Origin of the sequence: Streptomyces sp. NPDC088730, from assembly GCF_044751215.1 — a bacterium.
GTDB lineage: Bacteria > Actinomycetota > Actinomycetes > Streptomycetales > Streptomycetaceae > Streptomyces.
The window spans coordinates 359946-381499 of the sequence record NZ_JBIVLK010000003.1; the positions used below are offsets into that span (position 1 = coordinate 359946).

Annotated in this window: 20 protein-coding genes; 10 read left to right on the forward strand and 10 right to left on the reverse strand. The window is 70.1% G+C overall.

The window, feature by feature from the left end; genetic code table 11:
- Positions 1-215 precede the first annotated feature (215 nt).
- Together ACIP89_RS13535 and ACIP89_RS13540 are read right to left on the reverse strand one after the other, a co-directional pair.
- The gene (locus tag ACIP89_RS13535; protein ID WP_401920636.1) at positions 216-1259 is read right to left on the reverse strand and encodes a family 2 encapsulin nanocompartment cargo protein polyprenyl transferase; all 1044 of its coding nucleotides are present in this window, start codon (positions 1257-1259) and stop codon (positions 216-218) included.
- Between the two features lie 149 nt (positions 1260-1408).
- Positions 1409-2815, reverse strand: coding sequence for a family 2B encapsulin nanocompartment shell protein (locus ACIP89_RS13540; protein WP_401920638.1), 1407 nt, complete (start codon positions 2813-2815; stop codon positions 1409-1411).
- Between the two features lie 172 nt (positions 2816-2987).
- Between ACIP89_RS13540 and ACIP89_RS13545 the strand changes: the two genes are divergently transcribed.
- The 4 genes from ACIP89_RS13545 (at position 2988) to ACIP89_RS13560 (ending at position 6502) form a co-directional block, all read left to right on the forward strand.
- Positions 2988-3437, forward strand: a complete 450-nt coding sequence (locus ACIP89_RS13545) for an RrF2 family transcriptional regulator (RefSeq protein WP_402114942.1) — start codon at positions 2988-2990, stop codon at positions 3435-3437.
- A gap of 106 nt (positions 3438-3543) precedes the next feature.
- Positions 3544-4740 carry a globin domain-containing protein gene (locus ACIP89_RS13550; RefSeq protein WP_402114945.1) on the forward strand — a complete coding sequence of 399 codons (1197 nt, stop codon included), beginning with the start codon at positions 3544-3546 and terminating at the stop codon, positions 4738-4740.
- 150 nt (positions 4741-4890) lie between these two features.
- Entirely contained in the window at positions 4891-5481 is a 591-nt protein-coding gene (locus ACIP89_RS13555) for an N-acetylmuramoyl-L-alanine amidase (RefSeq protein ID WP_401920642.1), read from the forward strand.
- Between the two features lie 73 nt (positions 5482-5554).
- Complete coding sequence (locus tag ACIP89_RS13560; protein ID WP_402114948.1) at positions 5555-6502, forward strand: 1-aminocyclopropane-1-carboxylate deaminase/D-cysteine desulfhydrase; 948 nt, start codon at positions 5555-5557, stop codon at positions 6500-6502.
- Here the strand turns inward: ACIP89_RS13560 and ACIP89_RS13565 are convergent.
- Complete coding sequence (locus tag ACIP89_RS13565) at positions 6481-8076, reverse strand: Na+/H+ antiporter (RefSeq protein WP_401920646.1); 1596 nt, start codon at positions 8074-8076, stop codon at positions 6481-6483. The genes ACIP89_RS13560 and ACIP89_RS13565 overlap by 22 nt on opposite strands.
- A 35-nt stretch (positions 8077-8111) precedes the next feature.
- On the opposite strand from ACIP89_RS13565, the gene ACIP89_RS13570 reads away from it, so the two are divergent.
- The 3 genes from ACIP89_RS13570 (at position 8112) to ACIP89_RS13580 (ending at position 9995) form a co-directional block, all read left to right on the forward strand.
- Complete coding sequence (locus tag ACIP89_RS13570) at positions 8112-8372, forward strand: UBP-type zinc finger domain-containing protein (RefSeq protein WP_073737002.1); 261 nt, start codon at positions 8112-8114, stop codon at positions 8370-8372.
- Between the two features lie 232 nt (positions 8373-8604).
- The gene (locus tag ACIP89_RS13575; RefSeq protein ID WP_014048265.1) at positions 8605-9018 is read left to right on the forward strand and encodes an anti-sigma regulatory factor; all 414 of its coding nucleotides are present in this window, start codon (positions 8605-8607) and stop codon (positions 9016-9018) included.
- On the forward strand, positions 9015-9995 hold the full coding sequence (locus ACIP89_RS13580; protein ID WP_401920648.1) for an RNA polymerase sigma factor SigF: 981 nt from the start codon (positions 9015-9017) through the stop codon (positions 9993-9995). The genes ACIP89_RS13575 and ACIP89_RS13580 overlap by 4 nt, the downstream gene beginning before the upstream one ends.
- 61 nt (positions 9996-10056) lie before the next feature.
- Here the strand turns inward: ACIP89_RS13580 and ACIP89_RS13585 are convergent, their stop codons facing one another.
- On the reverse strand, positions 10057-10458 hold the full coding sequence (locus ACIP89_RS13585) for a hypothetical protein (RefSeq protein ID WP_401921059.1): 402 nt from the start codon (positions 10456-10458) through the stop codon (positions 10057-10059).
- Between the two features lie 235 nt (positions 10459-10693).
- Between ACIP89_RS13585 and ACIP89_RS13590 the strand changes: the two genes are divergently transcribed.
- Positions 10694-11662, forward strand: coding sequence for a diacylglycerol/lipid kinase family protein (locus ACIP89_RS13590; RefSeq protein WP_401920650.1), 969 nt, complete (start codon positions 10694-10696; stop codon positions 11660-11662).
- Positions 11663-11980: 318 nt separating this feature from the next.
- The gene (locus ACIP89_RS13595) at positions 11981-12238 is read left to right on the forward strand and encodes a WhiB family transcriptional regulator (RefSeq protein ID WP_003953983.1); all 258 of its coding nucleotides are present in this window, start codon (positions 11981-11983) and stop codon (positions 12236-12238) included.
- A 212-nt stretch (positions 12239-12450) separates the two neighbouring features.
- On the opposite strand, the gene ACIP89_RS13600 is transcribed toward ACIP89_RS13595, so the two are convergent.
- Together ACIP89_RS13600 and ACIP89_RS13605 are read right to left on the reverse strand one after the other, a co-directional pair.
- A complete protein-coding gene (locus tag ACIP89_RS13600; RefSeq protein WP_402115210.1) occupies positions 12451-13917 on the reverse strand; it encodes a sensor histidine kinase in 1467 nt (488 codons plus the stop codon).
- A gap of 353 nt (positions 13918-14270) precedes the next feature.
- Complete coding sequence (locus ACIP89_RS13605) at positions 14271-15341, reverse strand: SIS domain-containing protein (RefSeq protein ID WP_402114951.1); 1071 nt, start codon at positions 15339-15341, stop codon at positions 14271-14273.
- Positions 15342-15568: 227 nt separating this feature from the next.
- Here ACIP89_RS13605 and nagB point away from each other — a divergent pair, with 227 nt between their 5' ends.
- Entirely contained in the window at positions 15569-16354 is a 786-nt protein-coding gene (gene nagB / locus ACIP89_RS13610; protein ID WP_402114953.1) for a glucosamine-6-phosphate deaminase, read from the forward strand.
- Between the two features lie 308 nt (positions 16355-16662).
- Here nagB and ACIP89_RS13615 read toward each other — a convergent pair whose 3' ends face one another.
- The 4 genes from ACIP89_RS13615 to ACIP89_RS13630 all read right to left on the reverse strand — a co-directional run bounded on the left by ACIP89_RS13615 (position 16663) and on the right by ACIP89_RS13630 (position 21408).
- Entirely contained in the window at positions 16663-18198 is a 1536-nt protein-coding gene (locus tag ACIP89_RS13615) for a glycoside hydrolase family 3 protein (RefSeq protein ID WP_402114955.1), read from the reverse strand.
- 8 nt (positions 18199-18206) lie between these two features.
- On the reverse strand, positions 18207-19037 hold the full coding sequence (locus ACIP89_RS13620; protein WP_401920656.1) for a carbohydrate ABC transporter permease: 831 nt from the start codon (positions 19035-19037) through the stop codon (positions 18207-18209).
- A complete protein-coding gene (locus tag ACIP89_RS13625; protein ID WP_402114958.1) occupies positions 19034-20026 on the reverse strand; it encodes a carbohydrate ABC transporter permease in 993 nt (330 codons plus the stop codon). The genes ACIP89_RS13620 and ACIP89_RS13625 overlap by 4 nt, the downstream gene beginning before the upstream one ends.
- Positions 20027-20124: 98 nt before the next feature.
- Entirely contained in the window at positions 20125-21408 is a 1284-nt protein-coding gene (locus ACIP89_RS13630; protein ID WP_401920658.1) for an extracellular solute-binding protein, read from the reverse strand.
- Between the last annotated feature and the right edge of the window lie 146 nt (positions 21409-21554).

Below are 21554 nucleotides of genomic sequence, written 5' to 3' on the forward strand. Positions count from 1 at the left end.
CACTCCCCCTGCCGCCCTCCACTTCGCCGCGCGAGGCCTGTGACCTCGGCCGATCACCGACCCACCGCATCACGCCCCTTCGCCCCTTTGCTCCCTCGTTCCTCTGCTCCTCCGCTTGCTCTTCGCTTCTGCGTTCCTCCGCCGCTCCTGCGGTTCTCTGTCGCTCCTGCGTTTCTCTGTCGCTCCTGCGTTTCTCTGCCCTTTCGCTCCTTCGCTCAGTGGGTCCGGCGGGTGACGAACTCCGCCAGGGCCAGGAGGTCGCCCGCCGCGGACAGGTCGGGCACCGCTCGGGACAGGTGGTGCACGGCCCGCGCCATCCGGTCCGCGGCGCAGACCTGCGCCCAGTCGCGGCCGCCCGCCCGGTCGACGGCGTCGGACGCGCGGCTCACCTCGCCGACCGTGTTCATCGCGCCCCGGTAGAGCGCGGCCAGCTCCGCGGCCGCGGGGGTCCCGGAGGTGAGCGCGGCGACCACGGGCAGCGACTTCTTGTGGGCGGCGAGATCGGCCCCGACCGGCTTCCCCGTCTGGGCCGGGTCGCCCCAGATGCCGATGAGGTCGTCGATCAGCTGGAAGGCCAGCCCGGCCTCCCGGCCGAAACCGTCCATGGCTCCGACGGCACGCTCGTCGGCGCCCGCGTAGAGCGCGCCCAGCGCGCAGGCGCAGCCGAGCAGGGCACCCGTTTTGGCCGTGGCCATGGTGAGGCACTCGTCCAGCGTGACCTCCTCCGGGCTCCGTTCCTCGAAGGCGCAGTCGGCCTGCTGGCCGGCGCACAGTTCGATGACGCAGGTCGAGAGCCGGGCCGAGGCGCGCGGCGACACCGCTCGGGCGTCCTCGGCCAGCAGCCGCTGGGCGAGGGCCAGCATGGCGTCGCCCGCGATGACGGCATCCGGGATGCCGAACACCGTCCAGGCGGTGGCGCGGTGACGGCGGGTCCGGTCCTCGTCGATGACGTCGTCGTGCAGCAGGGTGAAGTTGTGCGCCAGCTCCACGGCGACGGCCGCCCGCACGGCGTCCCTGGGGTCACCTCCGAGCGCCCGGGTGGCGGCCAGCACGAGCGCCGGCCTGATCGCCTTGCCCGCACCGCCGTCGGCCGGGCTGCCGTCGGCGTGCTGCCAGCCGAAGTGGTACATGGCGACGCGCCGGATGGATCCGGGCAGCGAGGCGACCGCCGCCCGCAGGTGGGGATCGACGAGGGATCGGGTGTACTCCAGAAGAGCCGCGGCCTCGTTGCCCTCGGTCGCGGCGTCGGTACGGGTCATGGTCAATCGGTCGCCCCGGGCGTTGCCGTCCCGGCCCGGACGCTGTCGCTCCGGGCCAGGGCGTGGGTGGTTGCTGTGGTCTCTGGGAACCGCGGCGCGTGCCGGGCGGCGGTCCCGCCGGTGGCGGCGGGACCCGCCGCGGACACGGACTAACGCCAGCGGCTTACCTCGACGTTCTCCAGGACACCGAGGGCGTCCGGCACCAGTACGGCCGCCGAGTAGTAGGCCGTCACGAGGTAGGAGATGATCGCCTGCTCGTCGATCCCCATGAAGCGGACCGACAGGCTGGGCTCGATCTCGTCGGGGATGCCCGTCTGCTGGAGCCCGACGACGCCCTGCTCCGCCTCGCCGGTCCTCATGCAGATGATCGAGGTGGTGCGGGCGTCGCTGACCGGGATCTTGTTGGACGGGAAGATCGGAACCCCGCGCCAGGTCGCGATGCGGTGACCGCCGACGTCCACGCTCTCCGGGACCAGGCCGCGCTTGCTGCACTCACGGCCGAAGGCGGCGATGGCCCGGGGGTGGGCCAGGAAGAGCTTCGATCCGCGGCGGCGCGAGAGCAGTTCGTCCATGTCGTCCGGGCCAGGGACGCCGTCGTGGGGCTGGAGCCGCTGGCCGTAGTCGCAGTTGTTGAGCAGGCCGAACTCGCGGTTGTTGATCAGCTCGTGCTCCTGGCGCTCGCGCAGCGCCTCGACCGTGAGCCGCAACTGCTGCTCGGTCTGGTTCATCGGCTGGTTGTACAGGTCGGCGACCCGGCTGTGGACCTTCAGCACGGTCTGCGCGACGCTCAGTTCGTACTCGCGGGGCGCGGCGTCGTAGTCGACGAACGTGTGCGGGACGAGGGCCTCCCCGACGTGTCCCGCGGACAGGTCGATGGCCGCCTCGCCGTAGGTGTTGGTGCGCTGCTGCGGGATGGCCAGCAGTCCGGCGAGGTGCTCGCGCAGCGATTCGGACCGCTCCGCGAGGTTGAGCACATCGGCGCGCTGCAGCGTCAGTACCGTGCAGTTCGTGACGGCGCGGGCCGTGTACTCCCAGAGGGCGTCGCCCTCCACGAGGGAGTGGTCACCGAAGTAGGCCCCGTCGGCATGCACCCCGAGCACCGTCTCGTCCCCGTAGGGGCCGGTGCCGATCTTCTCGACCTTGCCGTGCGCCAGCAGGAAGACCCGGTCCGCCGCGTCACCGGCCGTGGCCAGGAGCTGTCCGGCGGGGACGTCACGCTGCTCGCACCTCCGGGCCAGCTCCGCCAGCGCCTCCTCGTCCCCGAAGTCCCGCAGGGCCGGGAGTTCACCGAGCTCGGCGGGGATGACCGCCACCCGGTCACCGGTCTGCACGAAGGTCACCCGGCCGTCGCCGACCGAGTAGCTCAGCCTGCGGTTCACCCGGTATGTGCCGCCCTGCACCTGGACCCACGGAAGCATCTTCAGCAGCCACCGCGAGGTGATCTCCTGCATCTGCGGGGCGGACTTGGTGGTCGTCGCGAGGTTCCGCGCGGCTGCCGTGCCAAGACTCTGCTGCGGCGGCACCTGCGCGTTCTGAACCTCTTCACCAACGGACATCTGGCGTCCTCTCCATCATCGGCTGACCTGCTGAAGAAGCCTTTCAGCAGGTGCCTCGGCGCGCCATTACACAAAAGAGTGTGACTAATCGGGCTTTGGGCTGGGCACTACGCTGCGCGATGCCCGTGCGGTTAACTTGCATCCCGAATACCAATTATCTACCGTGACGGCCATGCGGCTGACGAGATTCACCGACGTGGCCCTGCGCGTACTGATGCGCCTCGCCGTCGTGGAGAACGAGGATCCGCCGACCACCCGCGAAGTGGCGGCGGCCATGCAGGTGCCGTACTCCCACGCCGCGAAGGTCGTGGCCCGGCTCCAGCACCTCGGTCTGGTCGAGGCGCGACGGGGCCGGGGCGGCGGGCTCACCCTCACCCCGGACGGCCGGACCGCGTCGGTCGGCGGGCTCGTCCGCGAGCTGGAGGGCCCCGGCGACGTCGTCGACTGCGAGGGCGCCACCCCGTGCCCGCTGCGGTCGGCGTGCCGGCTGCGCGGAGCGCTGCGCGAGGCGGCGGAAGCCTTCTACGCCGCACTCGACCCGCTCACCGTCGCGGAACTCGTCACCTCCCCCACCGGACCGCTCCTGATCGGCATCAGCGGCGGACGACCGCCCGGAGACTGAACCACCCCAGGCCCGGACACCGGACGAAGACCCCCTCACCCCACCCCGTCCCCACCTCGCCCATAAATACGCATCTTGAATGCCAATTCAAAAACGAGGAGTCACGATGCTCTCCGAGCAGTCGACCGCCACCGTCCGTGCCACCCTGCCCGCCGTCGGCGCGGCCATCGGAGACATCGCGGATCTCTTCTACCGCAAGCTGTTCGACGCCCACCCAGAGCTGTTGCGCGATCTCTTCAACCGCGGCAACCAGGCCTCCGGGGCCCAGCGCCAGGCGCTCGCCGGTTCCATAGCCGCCTTCGCGACACAGCTGGTCGAGCACCCGGACACCCGCCCCGACGTCATGCTCGGCCGCATCGCGCACAAGCACGCCTCGCTCGGGATCACGGCCGGCCAGTACGACGTCGTCCACACCCACCTGTTCGCCGCCATCGCCGAGGTGCTCGGTGACGCAGTGACCCCGGAGGTCGCCGCCGCCTGGGACGAGGTCTACTGGCTGATGGCCAACGCCCTCATAGCGATCGAGGAGCGGCTGTACGCGCGGCAGGGAGTGCTCGCCGGTGACGTGTGGCGGGACTGGGAGGTCGTCTCCCGGACCGAGGAGACCTCGGACGTCGTCACCTTCCGGCTCCGCCCCGCCGACGGTGCGCCCGCCCCCGGCTTCCGCCCCGGCCAGTACGTCTCGGTCCGGTGCGAACTCCCGGACGGCGCCCGCCAGATACGCCAGTACAGCCTCTCCTGCGCCCCCGGCTCCCCGCTCCGTTCGATCACCGTCAAGCGGGTCCACGGGGACGGCACCCCGGACGGCGAGGTCTCGCGGCAGCTGCACGACCGGGTCCGGCCCGGCGACCTGCTCAGCGTCTCGGCCCCGTACGGCGATCTCGTGCTGGACTCCCCCGGCGCCCCGCTCCTGCTCGCCTCCGCGGGCATCGGATGCACCCCGATGCTCTCGATGCTGGAGCAACTGGCGAACGACGGCCACCGCACCCCGGTCACCGTCGTGCACGGCGACCGCTCCCCCGACGACCACGCCCTGCGCGCCGACCACGCCACGCTCACCGGCGGACTCCCCGACGCCTCGGCGCACTTCTGGTACGAGAATCCGGCACCTGGCCACCCCGGGAACCGCACGGGCCCGGTCGATCTGACGGACCTGGCCGTCCCGTCCGGCACCCACGCCTATCTGTGCGGCCCGCTGCCCTTCATGCGGTCCGTGCGCACCCAGCTGCTCGCCAAGGGCGTCCCCGCCGCCGACATCCACTACGAGGTGTTCGGCCCCGACCTGTGGCTCGCCCGGGACTGAACCCCGGCCGGTGCTCGCGGAACTGACCGGATCGGCTCGCACACCGCCCGAACAGGGTCCCGTCAACAGCCCATGACTGGATCGTGGCCCTGTCCGCCGGGTACAAGCGCTATACGGGCATATCTCCCCCCACGCGCAAAGGAGTCGGCCATGTCCTCACCCATGTCCGCGAGCACCTTCCTCGCCGCCCTGAAGGACGAGGGGCTCACCGTCGTGCAGGTAGGCGACTGGCGAACCCACAACCGCAACCAGCAGGGCGACTGGGGCCCGGTCCACGGCGTGATGATCCACCACACCGTCACCAAGGGCACCGCCGCCACCGTCCAGCTCTGCCGCGACGGCCACAGCGATCTGCCGGGGCCGCTGTGCCACGGCGTCATCGCCAAGGACGGCACCGTCCACCTGGTCGGCTATGGCAGGGCCAACCACGCCGGCCTCGGCGACGGAGACGTACTGCGCGCCGTCATCGCGGAGAAGAGCCTGCCGCCGGACAACGAGGCCGACACCGACGGGAACCGGCACTTCTACGGCTTCGAGTGCGAGAACCTCGGCGACGGGAAGGACCCCTGGCCCGACGTCCAGCTCGAAGCCATCGAGAAGGCCGCGGCCGCGGTCTGCCGCCATCACGGCTGGACGTCCAAGTCGGTCGTCGGGCACCTGGAGTGGCAGCCGGGCAAGGTCGACCCGCGCGGCTTCACGATGGCCGATATGCGGGACAGGATCCATGACCGCATGAAGTAGCCGCGCACGGTCCGCCAGGAGCCCGTCCGCGACCCGGGGCACGTCCACCAGCGGGCACGTCCACAATGAGGTCATGCCCGCCACACCGCCCGGTCCGCCCGGCCTTCCCCGGCTGCGGCCGGTGCTTCCGTCCCCCCTGCAGCCGGCCGAGGACGACCGCTTCGGCCGGTACGGCGTACGGCTGCTGCTCAAGCGCGACGACCTGATCCACCCGGACCTGCCGGGCAACAAATGGCGCAAGCTCGCCCCGAACCTGCTCGCCGCCGCCGGACGTCCCGTGCTGACGTTCGGCGGGGCGTACTCCAACCACCTGCGGGCCACGGCCGCCGCGGGACGGCTGCTCGGCTTCCGCACCGTCGGTGTCGTCCGCGGCGACGAGCTGGCCCACCGGCCGCTCAACCCCTCGCTGGCGAGGTGCGCCGCCGACGGGATGCGACTGCACTTCGTGGACCGTGCGACCTACCGCGCCAAGGCCGATCCAGAGGTCCTGGCCGGGCTGCTGAGCGCCCACGGCGCGTGCGAGGTCATCCCGGAGGGCGGCAGCAACGCCCTGGCCGCACAGGGCTGCACAGAGCTCGGGCACGAGCTGCGCGGCCTGGCCGATGTGGCCGCCGTGGCCTGCGGCACCGGCGGCACCCTGGCGGGCCTCGCCGCCGGTCTCGCGCCGGGGCAGCGCGCGCTCGGCGTCCCCGTCCTGCGCGGCGGCTTCCTGGGCGACGCGGTACGCGGCCTCCAGCGGGAGGCCTTCGGCGGACCGGCCGGCGACTGGTCCCTGGACGAGCGGTTCCACTTCGGCGGCTACGCCCGCACCACCGACGCCCTGCACGCCTTCGCGGACGACTTCGAGGACCGGCACGGGCTGCCGGTCGAGCGGCTCTATGTGGCCAAACTCCTCTACGCGCTCACGACGCTGGCCGGGGAGGGCGCGTTCCCCGCCGGGAGCGCGGTCGCCGCCGTGATCACCGGACGTCCGGAACCGGCGGAACCGCCCGGTGCCCCTCAGTCCGACTCCTCCCGGTAGGCCGCCGCCTCCTCCAGGTCGAGGCGCCTGAGCAGGGTCCGCATCATCTCGTCGTCGATGCCGCGCTCGTCCCGCAGCCGCACGAAGACCTCCCGCTCGGCCTCGATCATCTCGCCGGCGAGGCGCCGGTAGGTGTCGTCGGCCGACTCCCCCGTCACCGGGTTCGACGCCCCCAGCCGCTCCCACACGGCGTTGCGGCGCCGCTCCAGGACGGTGCGCAGCCGGTCGGTGAGCGGCTGCGGCAGCCGGTTGCGCTCGTCCGCGAGCAGCTCCTCCAGCCGCGCTTCCGCGGCCGCGGACGCCTCGCTCTGCGCCTGCGCCTCCGCGAGGGTCTCGGCCTGCCGGTCGCGCCCGGGGAGCCTCAGGACGCGCACCAGGAGCGGCAGGGTGAGCCCCTGGATGACCAGCGTGCCGATGACCGTGGTGAACGTCAGGAAGAGCACCAGGTTGCGGGCCGGGAAGTCCGCGCCGTCGGCCGTGGCCATCGGGATGGAGAACGCGATGGCCAGCGAGACGACGCCGCGCATCCCGGCCCATCCGACGATGAGCGGCGCGGTCCAGTCCGTCCCGGGCTCCCGGTCCCTGATCCGTCTGGACAGCCGGGGCAGGTAGGTCGCCGGATAGACCCAGATGAACCGGACCACTACGACCGCCAGGAAGACCGCCACGGCGTACCAGAGGGCGTCCGCGACGGCGTACGTACCGAGCCCCTTCAGTACGAAGGGCAGCTGGAGGCCGATCAGCGCGAAGACCGCGGACTCCAGGACGAAGGCGACCATCTTCCAGACGGCCGCCTCCTGGAGCCTGGTCGCGAAGTCGACCTGCCAGGACCGGTGGCCCAGGTAGAGCGCGACGACGACCACCGCGAGCACTCCGGAGGCGTGCACCCGTTCGGCGGCCGCGTACGCCACGAAGGGGATCAGGAGCGACAGGGTGTTCTGGAGCAGCGCCTCCTTGAGGTGCGTGCGGAGCCAGTGCAGCGGCACCATGAGCACCAGGCCGACCGCGACGCCGCCGACCGACGCGAGGAAGAACTCCCCGATCCCGGCGCCCCAGCTCACCCCCTCGCCCACGGCCGCCGCGAGGGCCACCTTGTACGCGGTGATCGCGGTGGCGTCGTTCACCAGGGACTCGCCCTGGAGGATCGTCGTGACCCGGGCGGGCAGGCCGACCCGGCGGGCGATGGCCGCGGCCGTCACGGCGTCCGGCGGGGCGATCACGGCGCCCAGCACCAGTGCGGCGGTGAGCGGCAGATCGGGCACCAGCCGGTAGGCCAGCCAGCCGACCGCGACGGTCGCGAACAGCACGTAGCCGACGGAGAGCAGCGCGACGGGGCGGAGGTTGGCCCGCAGGTCGAGGTAGGAGCTGTCGACCGCGGCGGTGTAGAGCAGCGGTGGCAGCAGGAGCGGCAGCACGATGTGCGCGTTCAGGGTGTACGTCGGCACCCCCGGCACGTAGCTGCCGATCAGCCCCATCGCCACCAGAAGCAGCGGGGCCGGCACCGGGGTACGGCGGGCCAGCCCCGCCACCGCCGCGCTCGCCGCGACCAGTGCCACCAGTGGCAACGCGTCCATCTCACGGTCCTCGCATCCGTCGTAACCTGGCAATCATGAGTGAGTGCCCGCACGTATCAGATCTGCCGCGCCCCGAGCCCGCACCCCTCAGTGATGCCTGTCTCGAATGCCGGGCAGCCGGCACCCACCCCGTGCAACTGCGGCTCTGCCTGGTCTGCGGCCACGTCGGCTGCTGCGATTCGTCACCGATGCAGCACGCCACGACGCACTTCAAGGAGACCGGTCATCCGGTGATGCGGAGCTTCGAGCCCGGTGAAAGCTGGCGTTGGTGCTTCGAGCACGGTTCGATCGTCTGACGTCTGGGTACGTCAAACCGGCGCCTGTTGTTCGTAATTGACCGCCACAGACCTCTAGCCACTGTGCGTACCCATGTGCTTACCATGAGTGACAGTCATGGGACGGGGTCTTGGCGACACGGCATCATGGATCGCGATAGCGTCGCCGGACCAAGAACCGAAGACGTACCGCATGGCTCCGGGGCACTCTTCCCGGATCCTCGAATGAGTTTGTGCCACCTTGGAGGTGAGGGTGTCCCAGATCGCAGGCGAGCCCGGGAATCAGGACTTCGTAGAGGTCCGGCTGCCCGCTGCGGGTGCCTACCTGTCGGTGCTGCGTACGGCCACGGCCGGCCTCGCAGCGCGCTTGGACTTCACTCTCGACGAGATCGAGGATCTTCGCATCGCGGTCGACGAGGCCTGCGCGATCCTGCTTCAGCAGGCCGTGCCCGGCTCCGTCCTCAGCTGCGTCTTCCGTCTCATCGACGACTCACTTGAGGTGACGGTATCGGCCCCCACGACGGACGGGCGGGCCCCGGAACGTGACACCTTCGCCTGGACGGTGCTCTCGGCACTGGCGGGGAAGGTCGACTCCACGGTCGCCGACGACCGGACGGTCAGCATCAGCCTGTACAAACAGCGCGGCGCGGGACCCGGGCCGGCGTGAGCAACGGGAACGGGGACGGTCCTGTGCGGGACGAGACGATCCGACCAGGGGTGGTGCACGCGGCAGGCATCCCGGACCAGCAGGCCCTGACTCATCCGGTGGATGAGGCGGACCTGCCCCGTGCGGTGGACGGGGCGGACGGCTCCGCCGGCCGTACGGTCGCGGTGGAGCAGTCGCAGGCGGAGCGGGCGGGCCAGATGAGCGAGCACAGGCACCACGATCCACACGACCGCAGCGGGGCGCGGGCGCTGTTCATCGAGCTGGGCAAGCTCCCCGAGGGCTCGCCCGAGAAGGCCGAACTGCGCAACCGGCTGGTCCGGATGCATCTGCCGCTCGTGGAGCACCTGGCCCGGCGGTTCCGCAACCGGGGCGAGCCGCTGGACGATCTGACCCAGGTCGCGACGATCGGCCTGATCAAGTCGGTGGACCGGTTCGACCCGGAGCGGGGTGTCGAGTTCTCGACGTACGCCACGCCCACGGTCGTCGGTGAGATCAAGCGTCATTTCCGCGACAAGGGCTGGGCGGTGCGGGTGCCGCGCCGCCTCCAGGAGCTGCGGCTCTCGCTGACCACGGCGACCGCGGAGCTGTCCCAGCAGCACGGCCGTTCGCCCACGGTGCACGAGCTGGCGGAGCGGCTCGGCATCTCCGAGGAGGAGGTGCTGGAGGGGCTGGAATCGGCCAATGCCTACAGCACGCTCTCCCTGGATGTGCCGGACACGGACGACGAGTCCCCCGCGGTCGCGGACACGCTCGGCTCCGAGGACGAGGCGCTGGAGGGCGTCGAGTACCGGGAGTCGCTCAAGCCGCTGCTGGAGGACCTCCCGCCCCGCGAGAAGCGCATTCTGCTGCTCCGGTTCTTCGGCAACATGACCCAGTCGCAGATCGCCCAGGAGGTCGGCATCTCGCAGATGCACGTCTCGCGGCTGCTGGCCCGAACGCTGGCACAGCTGCGCGAGCGGCTGCTCGTCGAGGAGTAGCCGTACGGCGCGCGGCCCCGGGAGACCGGCGGCCGCCCGCGCCCCGGTTCACGCGTACGCGTCAGGCGGCGGTGTCCCTGTCGGTCTCCGGTGCGGGCTCCGCGCCCGGCCGGCGGATCCCCAGGGCGCCGATCGTCGTCGGCCTGGCCAGCTGGTACAGCGCCGTCAGCGACACCGCCGCCAGGACGATCCCGGCCGGGATCAGCACCCCCTGGGAGCGCAGCAGCGTCCACGCCACCGGCAGCGCGATGATCTGGGTGATGAGGGCGGGGCCCCGGCTCCAGCTGCGCCGCAGCAGCAGTCCGCGGGCGGCGAACAGCGGGATCAGCCCGAGCGCGATCAGCGTCAGACCGCCCATTTCGGCCTGCTGCGGGCTCTCGGGGCGGCCGAGCAGCCCCATCACCAGCATGTAGATCCCGCCCATGACGAGGGCCGCACCCTCCAGGGCGTTGAGTCCGGCCACGAGCGTGATCCTGGCCGGCTTCGGCGGTTCCACCAGAGGCATCGACGAGGGCGCGTTCTCCTGAGTACTCACCCATGCAGGTTGGCACTCCGGAGCCGCGGACGCGAAGCCGGGGTGGCGAATCCACCGGAACGCGGCGGCCGCGATCGGCCCACCGCTCCCACTCCGTCACCCTGCGTGAAGGCCATCGGGCAGGACTTCAGGCCCATACCCCGCGGTAGGTAGTCTGGCGGACATGCGCGCACTTCTTGTGGTCAATCCAGCTGCTACCACCACCAGTGCCCGCACCCGTGATGTGCTCATCCACGCGCTGGCCAGCGAGATGAAGCTGGAGGCCGTGACCACCGAGTACCGCGGGCACGCCCGCGACCTGGGGCGCCGGGCCGCCGACAGCGACGACATCGATCTCGTGGTGGCGCTCGGCGGTGACGGCACGGTCAACGAGGTCGTGAACGGCCTGCTGCACAACGGACCCGACATCGACAACCTGCCGAAACTCGCCGTCGTGCCCGGCGGCTCCACCAACGTCTTCGCACGCGCCCTCGGGCTGCCCAACGACGCGGTGGAGGCGACCGGCGCCATTCTGGACGCCCTGGCCAACCGTACGGAGCGCACCGTCGGACTCGGACTGGCGGCCGGCACCCCGGGCACGGAGGACGAATCCGTGCCGGAACGCTGGTTCACCTTCTGCGCCGGTCTCGGATTCGACGCGGGCGTCATCGGCCGGGTCGAACAGCGACGGGAACAGGGAAAGCGGTCGACCCACGCGCTCTACGTCCGCCAGGTACTGCGCCAATTCCTTGAGGAACCACACCGCCGGCAGGGAATGATCACGCTCGAAGTGCCCGGACAGCAGCCGGTCACCGAGCTCGCGCTCTCCATAATCTGCAATACGGCACCCTGGACCTACCTGGGGAACCGCCCGATGTACGCCTCCCCGAAGGCCTCGTTCGACACCGCCCTGGACGTCCTCGGCCTGCGGCGGCTGTCGACGGCGGCGGTCACCCGCTACGCGACCCAGCTGCTCACTTCGAGCCCCGAAAAGGGGCCGCGCGGTAAGCACGCGGTTTCACTGCATGACCTCACAGACTTCACCTTGCATTCAAAGGCTCCACTGCCCTTCCAGATGGACGGTGACCACCTGGGGGTACGCACAAGTGTGACGTTCACAGGCGTACGCCGTGCACTGCGTGTGATTGTGTGAGCGGAAGGGACCAAAGTCCTTTAACTCGAACGTTTGGACTGGCTTCCACCCTCTAGAAGTACGGCTGTGACCTAGCCGACACCGAGGAATCAAAAAAAACTTTCCTGTAGGGGTTGTATCCGCCGCCGAGGTTTGCGAATCTCTACATGGCGATCGGGACGGCCCGCAACAACGGCCTCCACTGAGAGCCAGAACCCCTCCTCACTTCACAGGACCACAACCAGTTCATCTGGGCGTCGGCCCGACACCTGCGGGGGGATTCGTGAAAGCGTTCACATTCACAAGCCACAGTACGTATACCAAGGAGAGGTAGCAGCCATGGACTGGCGTCACAACGCCGTTTGTCGTGAGGAAGACCCGGAGCTGTTCTTCCCCATCGGCAACACCGGTCCTGCGCTGCTGCAGATCGAGGAAGCCAAGGCCGTCTGCCGTCGCTGCCCCGTCATGGAGCAGTGCCTGCAGTGGGCGCTCGAGTCCGGCCAGGACTCGGGTGTCTGGGGTGGCCTCAGCGAGGACGAGCGCCGCGCAATGAAGCGCCGCGCCGCTCGCAACCGGGCGCGCAACGCCAGCGCCTGACCGACGCCACCGCTACGAACCTGAGCCCGGCGGCGCGTACAGAGCGTACGCATCACCCCGCCCTCCCCCGAGTCGCAGCGCGCAGTACCCCCGAAGCGCATGCTTGACCAGAGAGCCCGGACCGTTCACCAACGGTCCGGGCTCTCTGCTGTCCCGCCGCTCCGGTCCGGGCGGCGGCTACGGCTGCCGCTTGTCGGCCGCTCGCTCGACGACTACTTGTCGGCGCGGACCGGGATGTCGAGGATGACGCGGGTGCCGCGTTCCGGCGCCGGCACCATGCCGAACGTCCCGCTCAACTCACCTTCCACCAGCGTCCGCACGATCTGGAGCCCGAGATTGCCGGTGCGCTGCGGGTCGAACCCCTCGGGCAGACCGCAGCCGTCGTCCTGAACGGTGATCAGCAGCCGCGCCTCCGTGGGCGAACCGCCCCGGACCGCGGAGACCTCGACCGTCCCCGACTCGGCGACGCCGAAGGCGTGCTCCAGGGCGTTCTGCAGCACTTCGGTGAGGACCATGGCCAGCGGAGTGGCCACTTCCGCGTCCAGGATGCCGAAGCGTCCCGTCCGGCGGCAGGTCACCTTGCCCGGCGAGATCTCCGCGACCATGGCGAGGACCCGGTCAGCGATCTCGTCGAACTCCACCCGCTCGTCCAGATTCTGGGACAGCGTCTCATGCACGATGGCGATCGAACCGACGCGCCGTACCGCCTCGTTGAGCGCCTCGCGGCCCTGCTCCGAGTCCATCCGGCGGGCCTGCAGCCGCAACAGGGCCGCCACCGTCTGGAGGTTGTTCTTCACCCGGTGGTGGATCTCCCGGATGGTGGCGTCCTTGGTGATCAACTCGCGCTCACGGCGGCGCAGTTCCGTGACGTCGCGGAGCAGGACCAGGGAGCCGATCCGGACCCCCTTGGGCTTGAGCGGGATCGCCCGGAGCTGGATCACCCCGCCCGTGCACTCGACCTCGAACTCACGGGGCGCGTAACCGCTGGCCAGTTTGACCAGTGCCTCGTCCACCGGGCCCCGCGAAGGCGCGAGTTCGGCGGTGATCCCGCCGAGGTGCTGTCCGACGAGGTCGGAGGCGAGCCCGAGGCGGTGGTAGGCGGAGAGGCCGTTGGGACTGGCGTACTGGACGACGCCGTCGGCGTCGAGCCGGACCAGCCCGTCACCGACCCGCGGCGAGGCGTCCATGTCGACCTGCTGGCCGGGGAACGGGAAGGACCCGGCGGCGATCATCTGGGCCAGGTCGGAGGCGGACTGGAGGTAGGTGAGCTCCAGGCGGGACGGGGTGCGGACGGTGAGCAGGTTGGTGTTGCGGGCGATCACCCCGAGGACCCGGCCCTCCCTGCGTACGGGGATCGACTCGACCCGTACGGGCACCTCCTCGCGCCACTCCGGGTCGCCCTCGCGCACGATCCGGCCCTCGTCCAGCGCCGCGTCCAGCAGCGGGCGGCGGCCGCGCGGCACCAGGTGGCCGACCATGTCGTCCTGGTAGGAGGTGGGGCCGGTGTTGGGCCGCATCTGGGCGACGGACACATAGCGGGTGCCGTCGCGGGTGGGGACCCAGAGGACCAGGTCGGCGAAGGAGAGGTCGGAGAGCAGTTGCCACTCCGAGACCAGCAGATGGAGCCACTCGAGGTCGGTGTCACTCAGGGCGGTCTGCTGGCGGACGAGGTCGTTCATGGAGGGCACGCGTGCGAGCGTACCTGTGGATGCGGACAGGTACCGAACCGGAGGGCCCGGCCCCCCGTGTGGGGTGGAGGACCGGAAATTACCGCGTCCCATGGATGGACAGGCATGAATGGTCTAGTCCACAATGCAGAAGACAGAGCCTCCGCTCTCCCCGCACAGGAGAGCGGAACGAGGTACCCGCGCTCTCTGCCCTGACTGCGCCGGTACCTCTCCCGGGCCGGGGGCACCGCACACCGCCGGCCCGACTGACCGCCCGCGGGCGGTCTTACTCCGGGCTGCGGTGCTGGTCGGGCTGAGGGTCCCGGCCCGGCGCCGTGGCCCGCGGGTGTTTCCCGGGGCGCCTCTCAGTGCGTCTCCGTGACCTTCGCCAGCGCCCGCGGAGCGTCCGGGTCCTGGCCCCGCGCGATCGTCACCTCGTACGCCAGCATCTGCAGCGGCAGGATCTCCAGGATCGGCTGGACCTCCTCCGCGACCCCGGCGGTCGGCAGCACGAAGCCCGCGGAGGCCGCCTGGACCTGGGCCTCCGGGCCGACCACGAAGAGGTCGGCGCCCCGCCCGCGCAGCCGGTCGAGCACCGGCTGGAGTGCCTCGCCGCCCCGGCCGTCGGTGACCACGGCGATCACCGGGGAGATGTTGTCGACCATGGCGAGGGGGCCGTGCAGCAGGTCGGCGCCGGAGTAGGAGAGGGCGGGGATGTAGCTCGTCTCCATCAGCTTCAGGGCGGCTTCCTTGGCCGTGGGATAGCCGTAGCCGCGCGAGGTGATGACCATGCGCTCGGCAAAGCGGTAGCGCGAAGCCAGCGCCCTGACCTCGTCCTTGCGGGCCAGGACCGCCTCGGCCAGCTCCGGCAGGACCGCGGCCGCCGCACCGTCGCCGCCGCGCAGCCCCTCCACGAACAGGTACAGCGACAGCAGCGAGGCGGTGTACGTCTTGGTGGCCGGCAGCGCCTTCTCCGGTCCCGCCAGGATGTCGATGTGGTACTCGGAGACCGCGGCGAGCGGCGAGTCCGGGTTGTTGGTCACGGCCAGCGTCACCGCACCGGCCTCCCGCGCGGCCTTGGTCGAGGCCACCAGGTCGGGCGAGCCGCCGGACTGGCTGACGGTGATGACCAGGACGTCCTTGAGGTCCGGCTTCGCGCCGTACGCGGTGGTGGTGGACATCGAGGCCAGACCGCAGGGCAGTCCGAGCGTGATCTCGATCAGGTACTTCGCGTAGAGCGCGGCGTTGTCCGACGTGCCGCGGGCGGTGAGCAGGACGAAGCGCGGCCTGCGCGCGGCGATCTCGGCCGCCACCGCGCGGATGGCGGGGGCTCCGTCGTCGAGGATGCGGCGGAGCATCGCGGGCTGCTCGCCCATCTCGCCGGACATGATCCGGCCGGGCAGCTCGCCCTCGTCTGCCGGGTACGTGGCGGACATGTCTGGTGCCTCCCGGTGAAGTACCGATGCGTCGGCTGGGACCGGTCCAAGTCGAACACGGGGCATCGAGGGGCCGCCAGCGGACGGCACCCGGCGGGATTGCGGACGCGCCGCCCGCTGTTCGTCCGACGGGTACCCGGGGGCTTCGTCCGGGTGGACGAGGTCTGCTAGATTAGGACTTTGATTGGTCTATACCACATGATTCACTCCAGATCGGCAGGCCCCGCGTGGAAGTTGTCATCGTCCCGGACGCCAAGGCAGGCGGCGAACTGATCGCGGGGGCCATCGGCACCCTGCTGAGCCGTAAGCCCGACGCCCTTCTCGGCGTTGCCACCGGCTCGACCCCGCTGCCCATCTACCAGGCGCTGGCGGACAAGGTCCGCTCAGGTGCCGTGGACGCCTCGCGCGCCCGCATCTGCCAGCTCGACGAGTACGTCGGGCTGCCGGCGGGCCACCCGGAGTCGTACCGCTCCGTGGTCCTGCGCGAGGTCGTCGAGCCGCTCGGCCTCTCCGAGGCCTCGTTCATGGGCCCCGACGGCTCGGCGGAGGACGTCCAGGCCGCCTGCGAGGCGTACGACAAGGCGCTCGCGGAGGCCGGCGGGGTGGACCTCCAGCTGCTGGGCATCGGCACCGACGGGCACATCGGCTTCAACGAGCCGTGCTCCTCGCTCGCCTCCCGTACCCGGATCAAGACGCTGACCGAGCAGACCCGGGTCGACAACGCGCGCTTCTTCGACAACGACATCTCACAGGTGCCGCACCACGTGATCACCCAGGGCATCGGCACGATCCTGGAGTCCCGCCACCCGATCCTGCTCGCGACGGGCGAGGGCAAGGCCGACGCCGTGGCGGCGACGGTCGAGGGGCCGGTGGCCTCCGTGGTGCCCGCGTCGGCGCTCCAGATGCACCCGCACGCGACGATAGTGGTCGACGAGGCGGCGGCGTCGAAGCTGAAGCTGGCGGACTACTTCCGCGCCACGTATGCGGCGAAGCCGCTGTGGCAGGGTATTTAGTCTTCTGCGGTACGTGGGAGGGGCCGGGCACCTGCGGGGTGTCCGGCCCCTCCCACGTCTGTGCGGGTGCGTCGTGGCGGACGCCTTGTCCTCAATCGCCGGACGGGCTTGATGCGCGCGGAAGCCCTCGTGCCCGGGGGCTTGCCCTCAATCGCCGGACGGGCTTGATGTGCGCGCGAGCCCTCGTGCCCGGGGGCTCGTCCTCAATCGCCGGACGGGCTTGATGCGCGCGGGAGCCCTCGTGCCCGGGGGCTTGCCCTCAATCGCCGGACGGGCTTGATGTGGCCGTCCGGCGATTGGGGAGGGGGTCAGACGGCGGTGATGACCTCGGCCGCTGCCAGGCCGCAGACCCTGGCGGCTCCGTGGGTGGCGATGTGGAAGGCTCCCCGGGGCTCGGCCTGGGGGACGCCCATCTCGACCACGATCGTGTCCGCACGCGCCGCCAGCAGCGCGTCCAGGGCCTCCGTCATCCACGGGTGGCGGTGCGCGTCGCGGACGACCGCGACGATGCGCCGGTCCCCCGCCGCCCGCAGCACATCCGCGGCGAGGCTCTCGTGCTCGTCGCCGTAGGTGGCCGTACCGGTGCCCGGCACCAGCCGGGCCAGTTCGGCGGCGACGCCCCAGGGGGTCTCGTCCCCCACCGCGATGTTCGCGACCGGGGTGAGCGCGGCGACGTACGCCGGGCCGGTGAGCGGTTCGGCCGGGCCGGTCACCACGAGTGCGCGGCGGGCCGCGATCAGGCCGATGTCGGCGCTGATGCCCTTGCTGTCCCCGGTGCCGGGCGCGGTCCCCTCCTGCACTGCCGCGCCCGGCTCCGGGACAGCCCCCCTGGCCCCTCGCGTCCAGGACGCGAGGGCCCGTACCCGGGCGGCGGCGTCGGCGAGCCGCTCCTCGGGCAGCTCACCGGAACGGACCGCCGCGACCAGCGCGTCGCGCAGCCGGAGCACCGTGCTGTCGTCGTCGAGGCCGCCGCCGACACAGAGCGCGTCGGCGCCCGCCGCGATCGCGAGGACCGAGCCGCGCTCGATCCCGTACGTCGAGGCGATGGCCTGCATCTCCACGGCGTCGGTGACGATCAGTCCGTCGTAGCCCAGCTCCTCGCGCAGCAGACCGGTGAGGATCTGCGGGCTCAGCGTCGCCGGGCGGGTCGGGTCGAGCGCGGGAAGCAGGATATGCGCGCTCATCACCGATTTGGAACCCGCCGCGATCGCCGCCCGGAAAGGCACCAGTTCACGGGCGTGCAGGGTTTCCAGGTCCACGTCGATGCGCGGCAGCGCGTGGTGCGAGTCGACCGCTGTGTCGCCGTGCCCCGGGAAGTGCTTGGTGCAGGCGGCGACACCGGCGGCCTGGAGGCCCTCGATGTACGCGGCGGTGTGCCGGGCGACCAGCTGCGGGTCTGCGCCGAAGGACCGTACGCCGATGACCGGGTTGCCGGGGTTGGAGTTGACGTCCGCGGACGGCGCCCAGTTGAGGTTGACGCCGCACTCCGCGAGCCGGCGGCCCAGCTCCTGGGCGACGGCCCGGGTCAGCGCGGTGTCGTCGACGGAGCCGAGCGCCAGGTTGCCGGGGAAGGAGGAACCGTGCCGCACCTCCAGCCTGGTGACGTCGCCGCCCTCCTCGTCGATCGCGACGAGCACGTCGTCGCGTTCGGCGCGGAGCTGGGCGGTGAGCGCGGTGAGCTGTCCGGGCGTCTCGATGTTGCGGCCGAACAGCCCGACGGAGGAGAGGCCCTCACCGATCCGGCGCAGCAGCCAGTCCGGTGCCGTGGTGCCGGTGAACCCCGGCTGCAGGACGGCGAGTGCGTCGCGGGTGACGGTGTCCGTGGTGGGTACGAGGGTGGTCATGGGTGGCGTTATCCCTTCACGGCACCGTCGGTGAGACCGCTGACGGCCTTACGCTGCAGGAAGACGAAGAGGATCAGGATCGGGACCGCGAAGATCGAGGCCGCCGCCATGGTGGCGCCCCAGTCGTCGCCGAACTGGCTCTGGAACTGGGAGAGCCACAGCGGCAGCGTCTTGGACTCGGGATCCTTGTTGAGGATGAGGACGAGCGGGAATTCGTTCCACGCCGTGATGAAGCCGAAGAGCGAGGTCGCCATGAGACCGGGGGCCAGCAGCGGCAGGATCACCTTGACGAACGCCTGCGGGCGGCTGCACCCGTCGACCATGGCGGACTCCTCCAGCTCCTTCGGCACGGCGGCGACGTAGCCGCGCAGCGTCAGGATGGTGAAGGGCAGCACCATGACCATGTAGAAGAGGGTCAGCGGGACCAGGCTGTTGAGCATGTCCGCGTCGCGGACCAGCATGTAGATCGCGATGACCATGACTTCCCACGGGGCCATCTGCGCGATCATGAAGACCAGGATCATGCTCTTGCGGCCCTTGAACCGCATTCGCGCCAGGGCGAAGGACGCGAAGAGCGCGATGATCAGGGAGAACACGACCGCGAGCAGCGTGACGGTCAGCGAGTTCCTGACCAGCGTGAGGAAGTCGGGCGCGTTGTACGCCGTCTTGAAGTGCTCGAACGTGACGTCGGTCGGGAACCAGACCGGCTTCTCGGTGATGATGTCACCGGTCGGCTTGAACGCCGTGCTGAACATCCAGTAGACGGGGAAGACGAAGGCGGCGAAGAGGACGATCGCCGTTGCGTTGGGCCAGATGCGGCCGAGCAGTGAGCGCTTCACAGCTCGTCCTCCTCTTGCTTGAGAACGATGCGGAGGTAGTACGAGGTCAGCCCCAGCATGATCAGGATGGTGAGCAGCGAGATCGCGGCGCCCATGCCGTAGTGCTGGTTTCCGACCCCTTCGACGAAGGCGTAGATCGGCAGCGTCTCGGTGAGGCGGTTGGGGCCGCCCTCGTTGATGGTGAAGAGCTGCGGGAACGCCTTGAACACCCAGATGACCTCAAGGAAGGTCGTGGCGTAGAGGAAGGGCCGCATGAACGGGAACGTCACCTGGGTGAAGCTCTTCCAGTTGCCGGCTCCGTCGAGCGAGGCGGCTTCGTAGAGTTCCTTGGGGATCGTCGTGGTGGCGGCGTAGAGGTTGATCGCCACGAAGGGGATCGACTGCCAGACGATCAGCAGCCCGACCACGGAGAAGGTGGAGAGCTGCGAGCCGGTCCAGTTGTACTCGGCCATGGAGTGGAAGCCGATGTGGTCGAGCACGTAGTTCACGACACCGAACCGCGAGGCGAAGAGCCACTGGTAGACGGTGGACGCCGCGACGACGGGCATGGCCCAGGCGAGCACGAGGCCCAGCATCAGGGTGAGCCGCATCCGCTTGCCGAGGCGGGCGAGCAGCAGTCCGATCAGCGTGCCGAACAGCATGATCAGGGCGACGTTGGCGCCGGTGAAGACGATGGTGCGGAGGGTGACGCGCCAGAAGTCCTCACCGCCGAGGATCTCCGTGTAGTTCTTGAACCCGTTCCATTCGGTGACGTGCTGGATCAGCTGCCCCATATTGAGGTTCTGGAACGACAGCATGCCGTTCTTCACCAGGGGGTAGCCGAGGAGGAGCGCCGTCACGGCGAGAGCGGGTACGAGCAGCAGATAGGCCGCGGTCCCCGCGCCCAGCTTCCGCCTGCGTTTCCCACCCGGTGCGGCGGGTGGCTGCCCGCCGGGCCCCCGGCCTGCGGCTGTCTTAGCCACGTCCGACGGATTGGTCTCTACTGCCATGCTCGTCATCACTTCCAACAGAGCCCTACAGGAACGGTGCGTACAGCCGGGGCGGCGGGTGGATGCCCGCCGCCCCGGAGTGTGTCGCGCTGCTGCTACTACTGCTGCTGGCTCAGGCGCTTGTTGAGCTCGCCCTCGACCTTCTTGGCGGCATCGGCGGACGACTTACCCTGCAGGACCAGGGTCATGTAGTTCTTGATCGGGTTCGGCGGGTTCTCGACCGGGGCCCACTCGGGGATCAGCGGCGTCGTACCACCGGACTTGGCGGCGGCGGGGCCGGCGGCCTCGGCGGCGGGCTGGCCCACGGCGTACTTCTGTCCGGCCTCGGACTTCGGGGTCCAGCCGGCCTCCTTGACGAGGGCGCCGTCGTTCTTCTCGCTGAGGGCGATCCGCAGGAACTCCTTGGCGAGGTCCTGCTTCTTGCTGCCCGCGGCGACGGCGAAGTTGGAGCCACCGAGGAAGACACCCTCGGGCTTCTCGGCGGTCTCACCGGGGATGGTGAAGAAGCCGATGTCGTCCTTGAGCTTCGGGTTGGCCTCGATGGCCGTGCCGGCCTCGTAGCCCATCGCGATGATGGCGCCGGTCTTGCCCTTGGCGAAGACCTGGGCCTGCTGCGGGGTGGCCTCGTCCTTGTCCTTGGGGGCCTTGGAGTAGGACTGGTACTGCTTGTACACGTCCATGGCCGCGGCGACCTTCGGGTCACTCAGGTTGGAGACGTACTTGTCGCCTTCCTTCTTGACCGGCTCGACGCCCTGGCCGACGAGCAGACCGTCGAAGAAGTACCAGTTCTGGCCGGGCAGGTAGATCGGCTCGGCGTCACCCTTCTTCTTGATGGCGTCGAAGGCCTTGAAGAGGTCCGCGCGGGTCTTCGGCGTCTCGGTGATACCGGCGTCCTTGAAGACCTTCTTGTTGTACATGACGACGCGGTTGCCGAAGTACCACGGCAGGGCGTACTGCTTGCCGTCGAAGACCGAGGGGGCGTTGACCGCGTCGGCCCAGTCGCCGCCGATCTCCTTCTTCACGTCACCGAGCTCGGCGAGACCGCCGGTCTTGGCGTACGCGGGGGTCTGGGTGTTACCGATCTCCAGCACGTCGGGCGGGTTGGACTCGGAGAGGGCCGTGGTGACCTTCTGCTGAATACCGTTCCATTCCTGGACTTCGATCTTCAGCTTGGCCTTGGTCTTCTTCTCGAACTCGTCGGTGACCGTCTTGGTCCAACCGGGCGGGTTCGAGCCGGACATCGTCCAGACCGTCAGGGTCTGGCCCGCGTATCCTTCGGCACCAGCCTTCTTGCCGTCGCCGCTGTCGTCGTCAGAACCACAGGCCGCCATGCCGAACACCATGCCCGCGACGCCGATCGCCGCGATGAGCTTGCGCTTCACGCCACCCTCCTCAGGGATGCTGCAACCCCCGCCCACCGCACAAATAGCGTCGACGAGTACTACTGGGGCTGGAACCTGGTCTTTAATGGTTTAGACCAGTACCGGGAGCTTGGCCTAGACCTTTAGGGGTGTCAAGGGTGTATAAG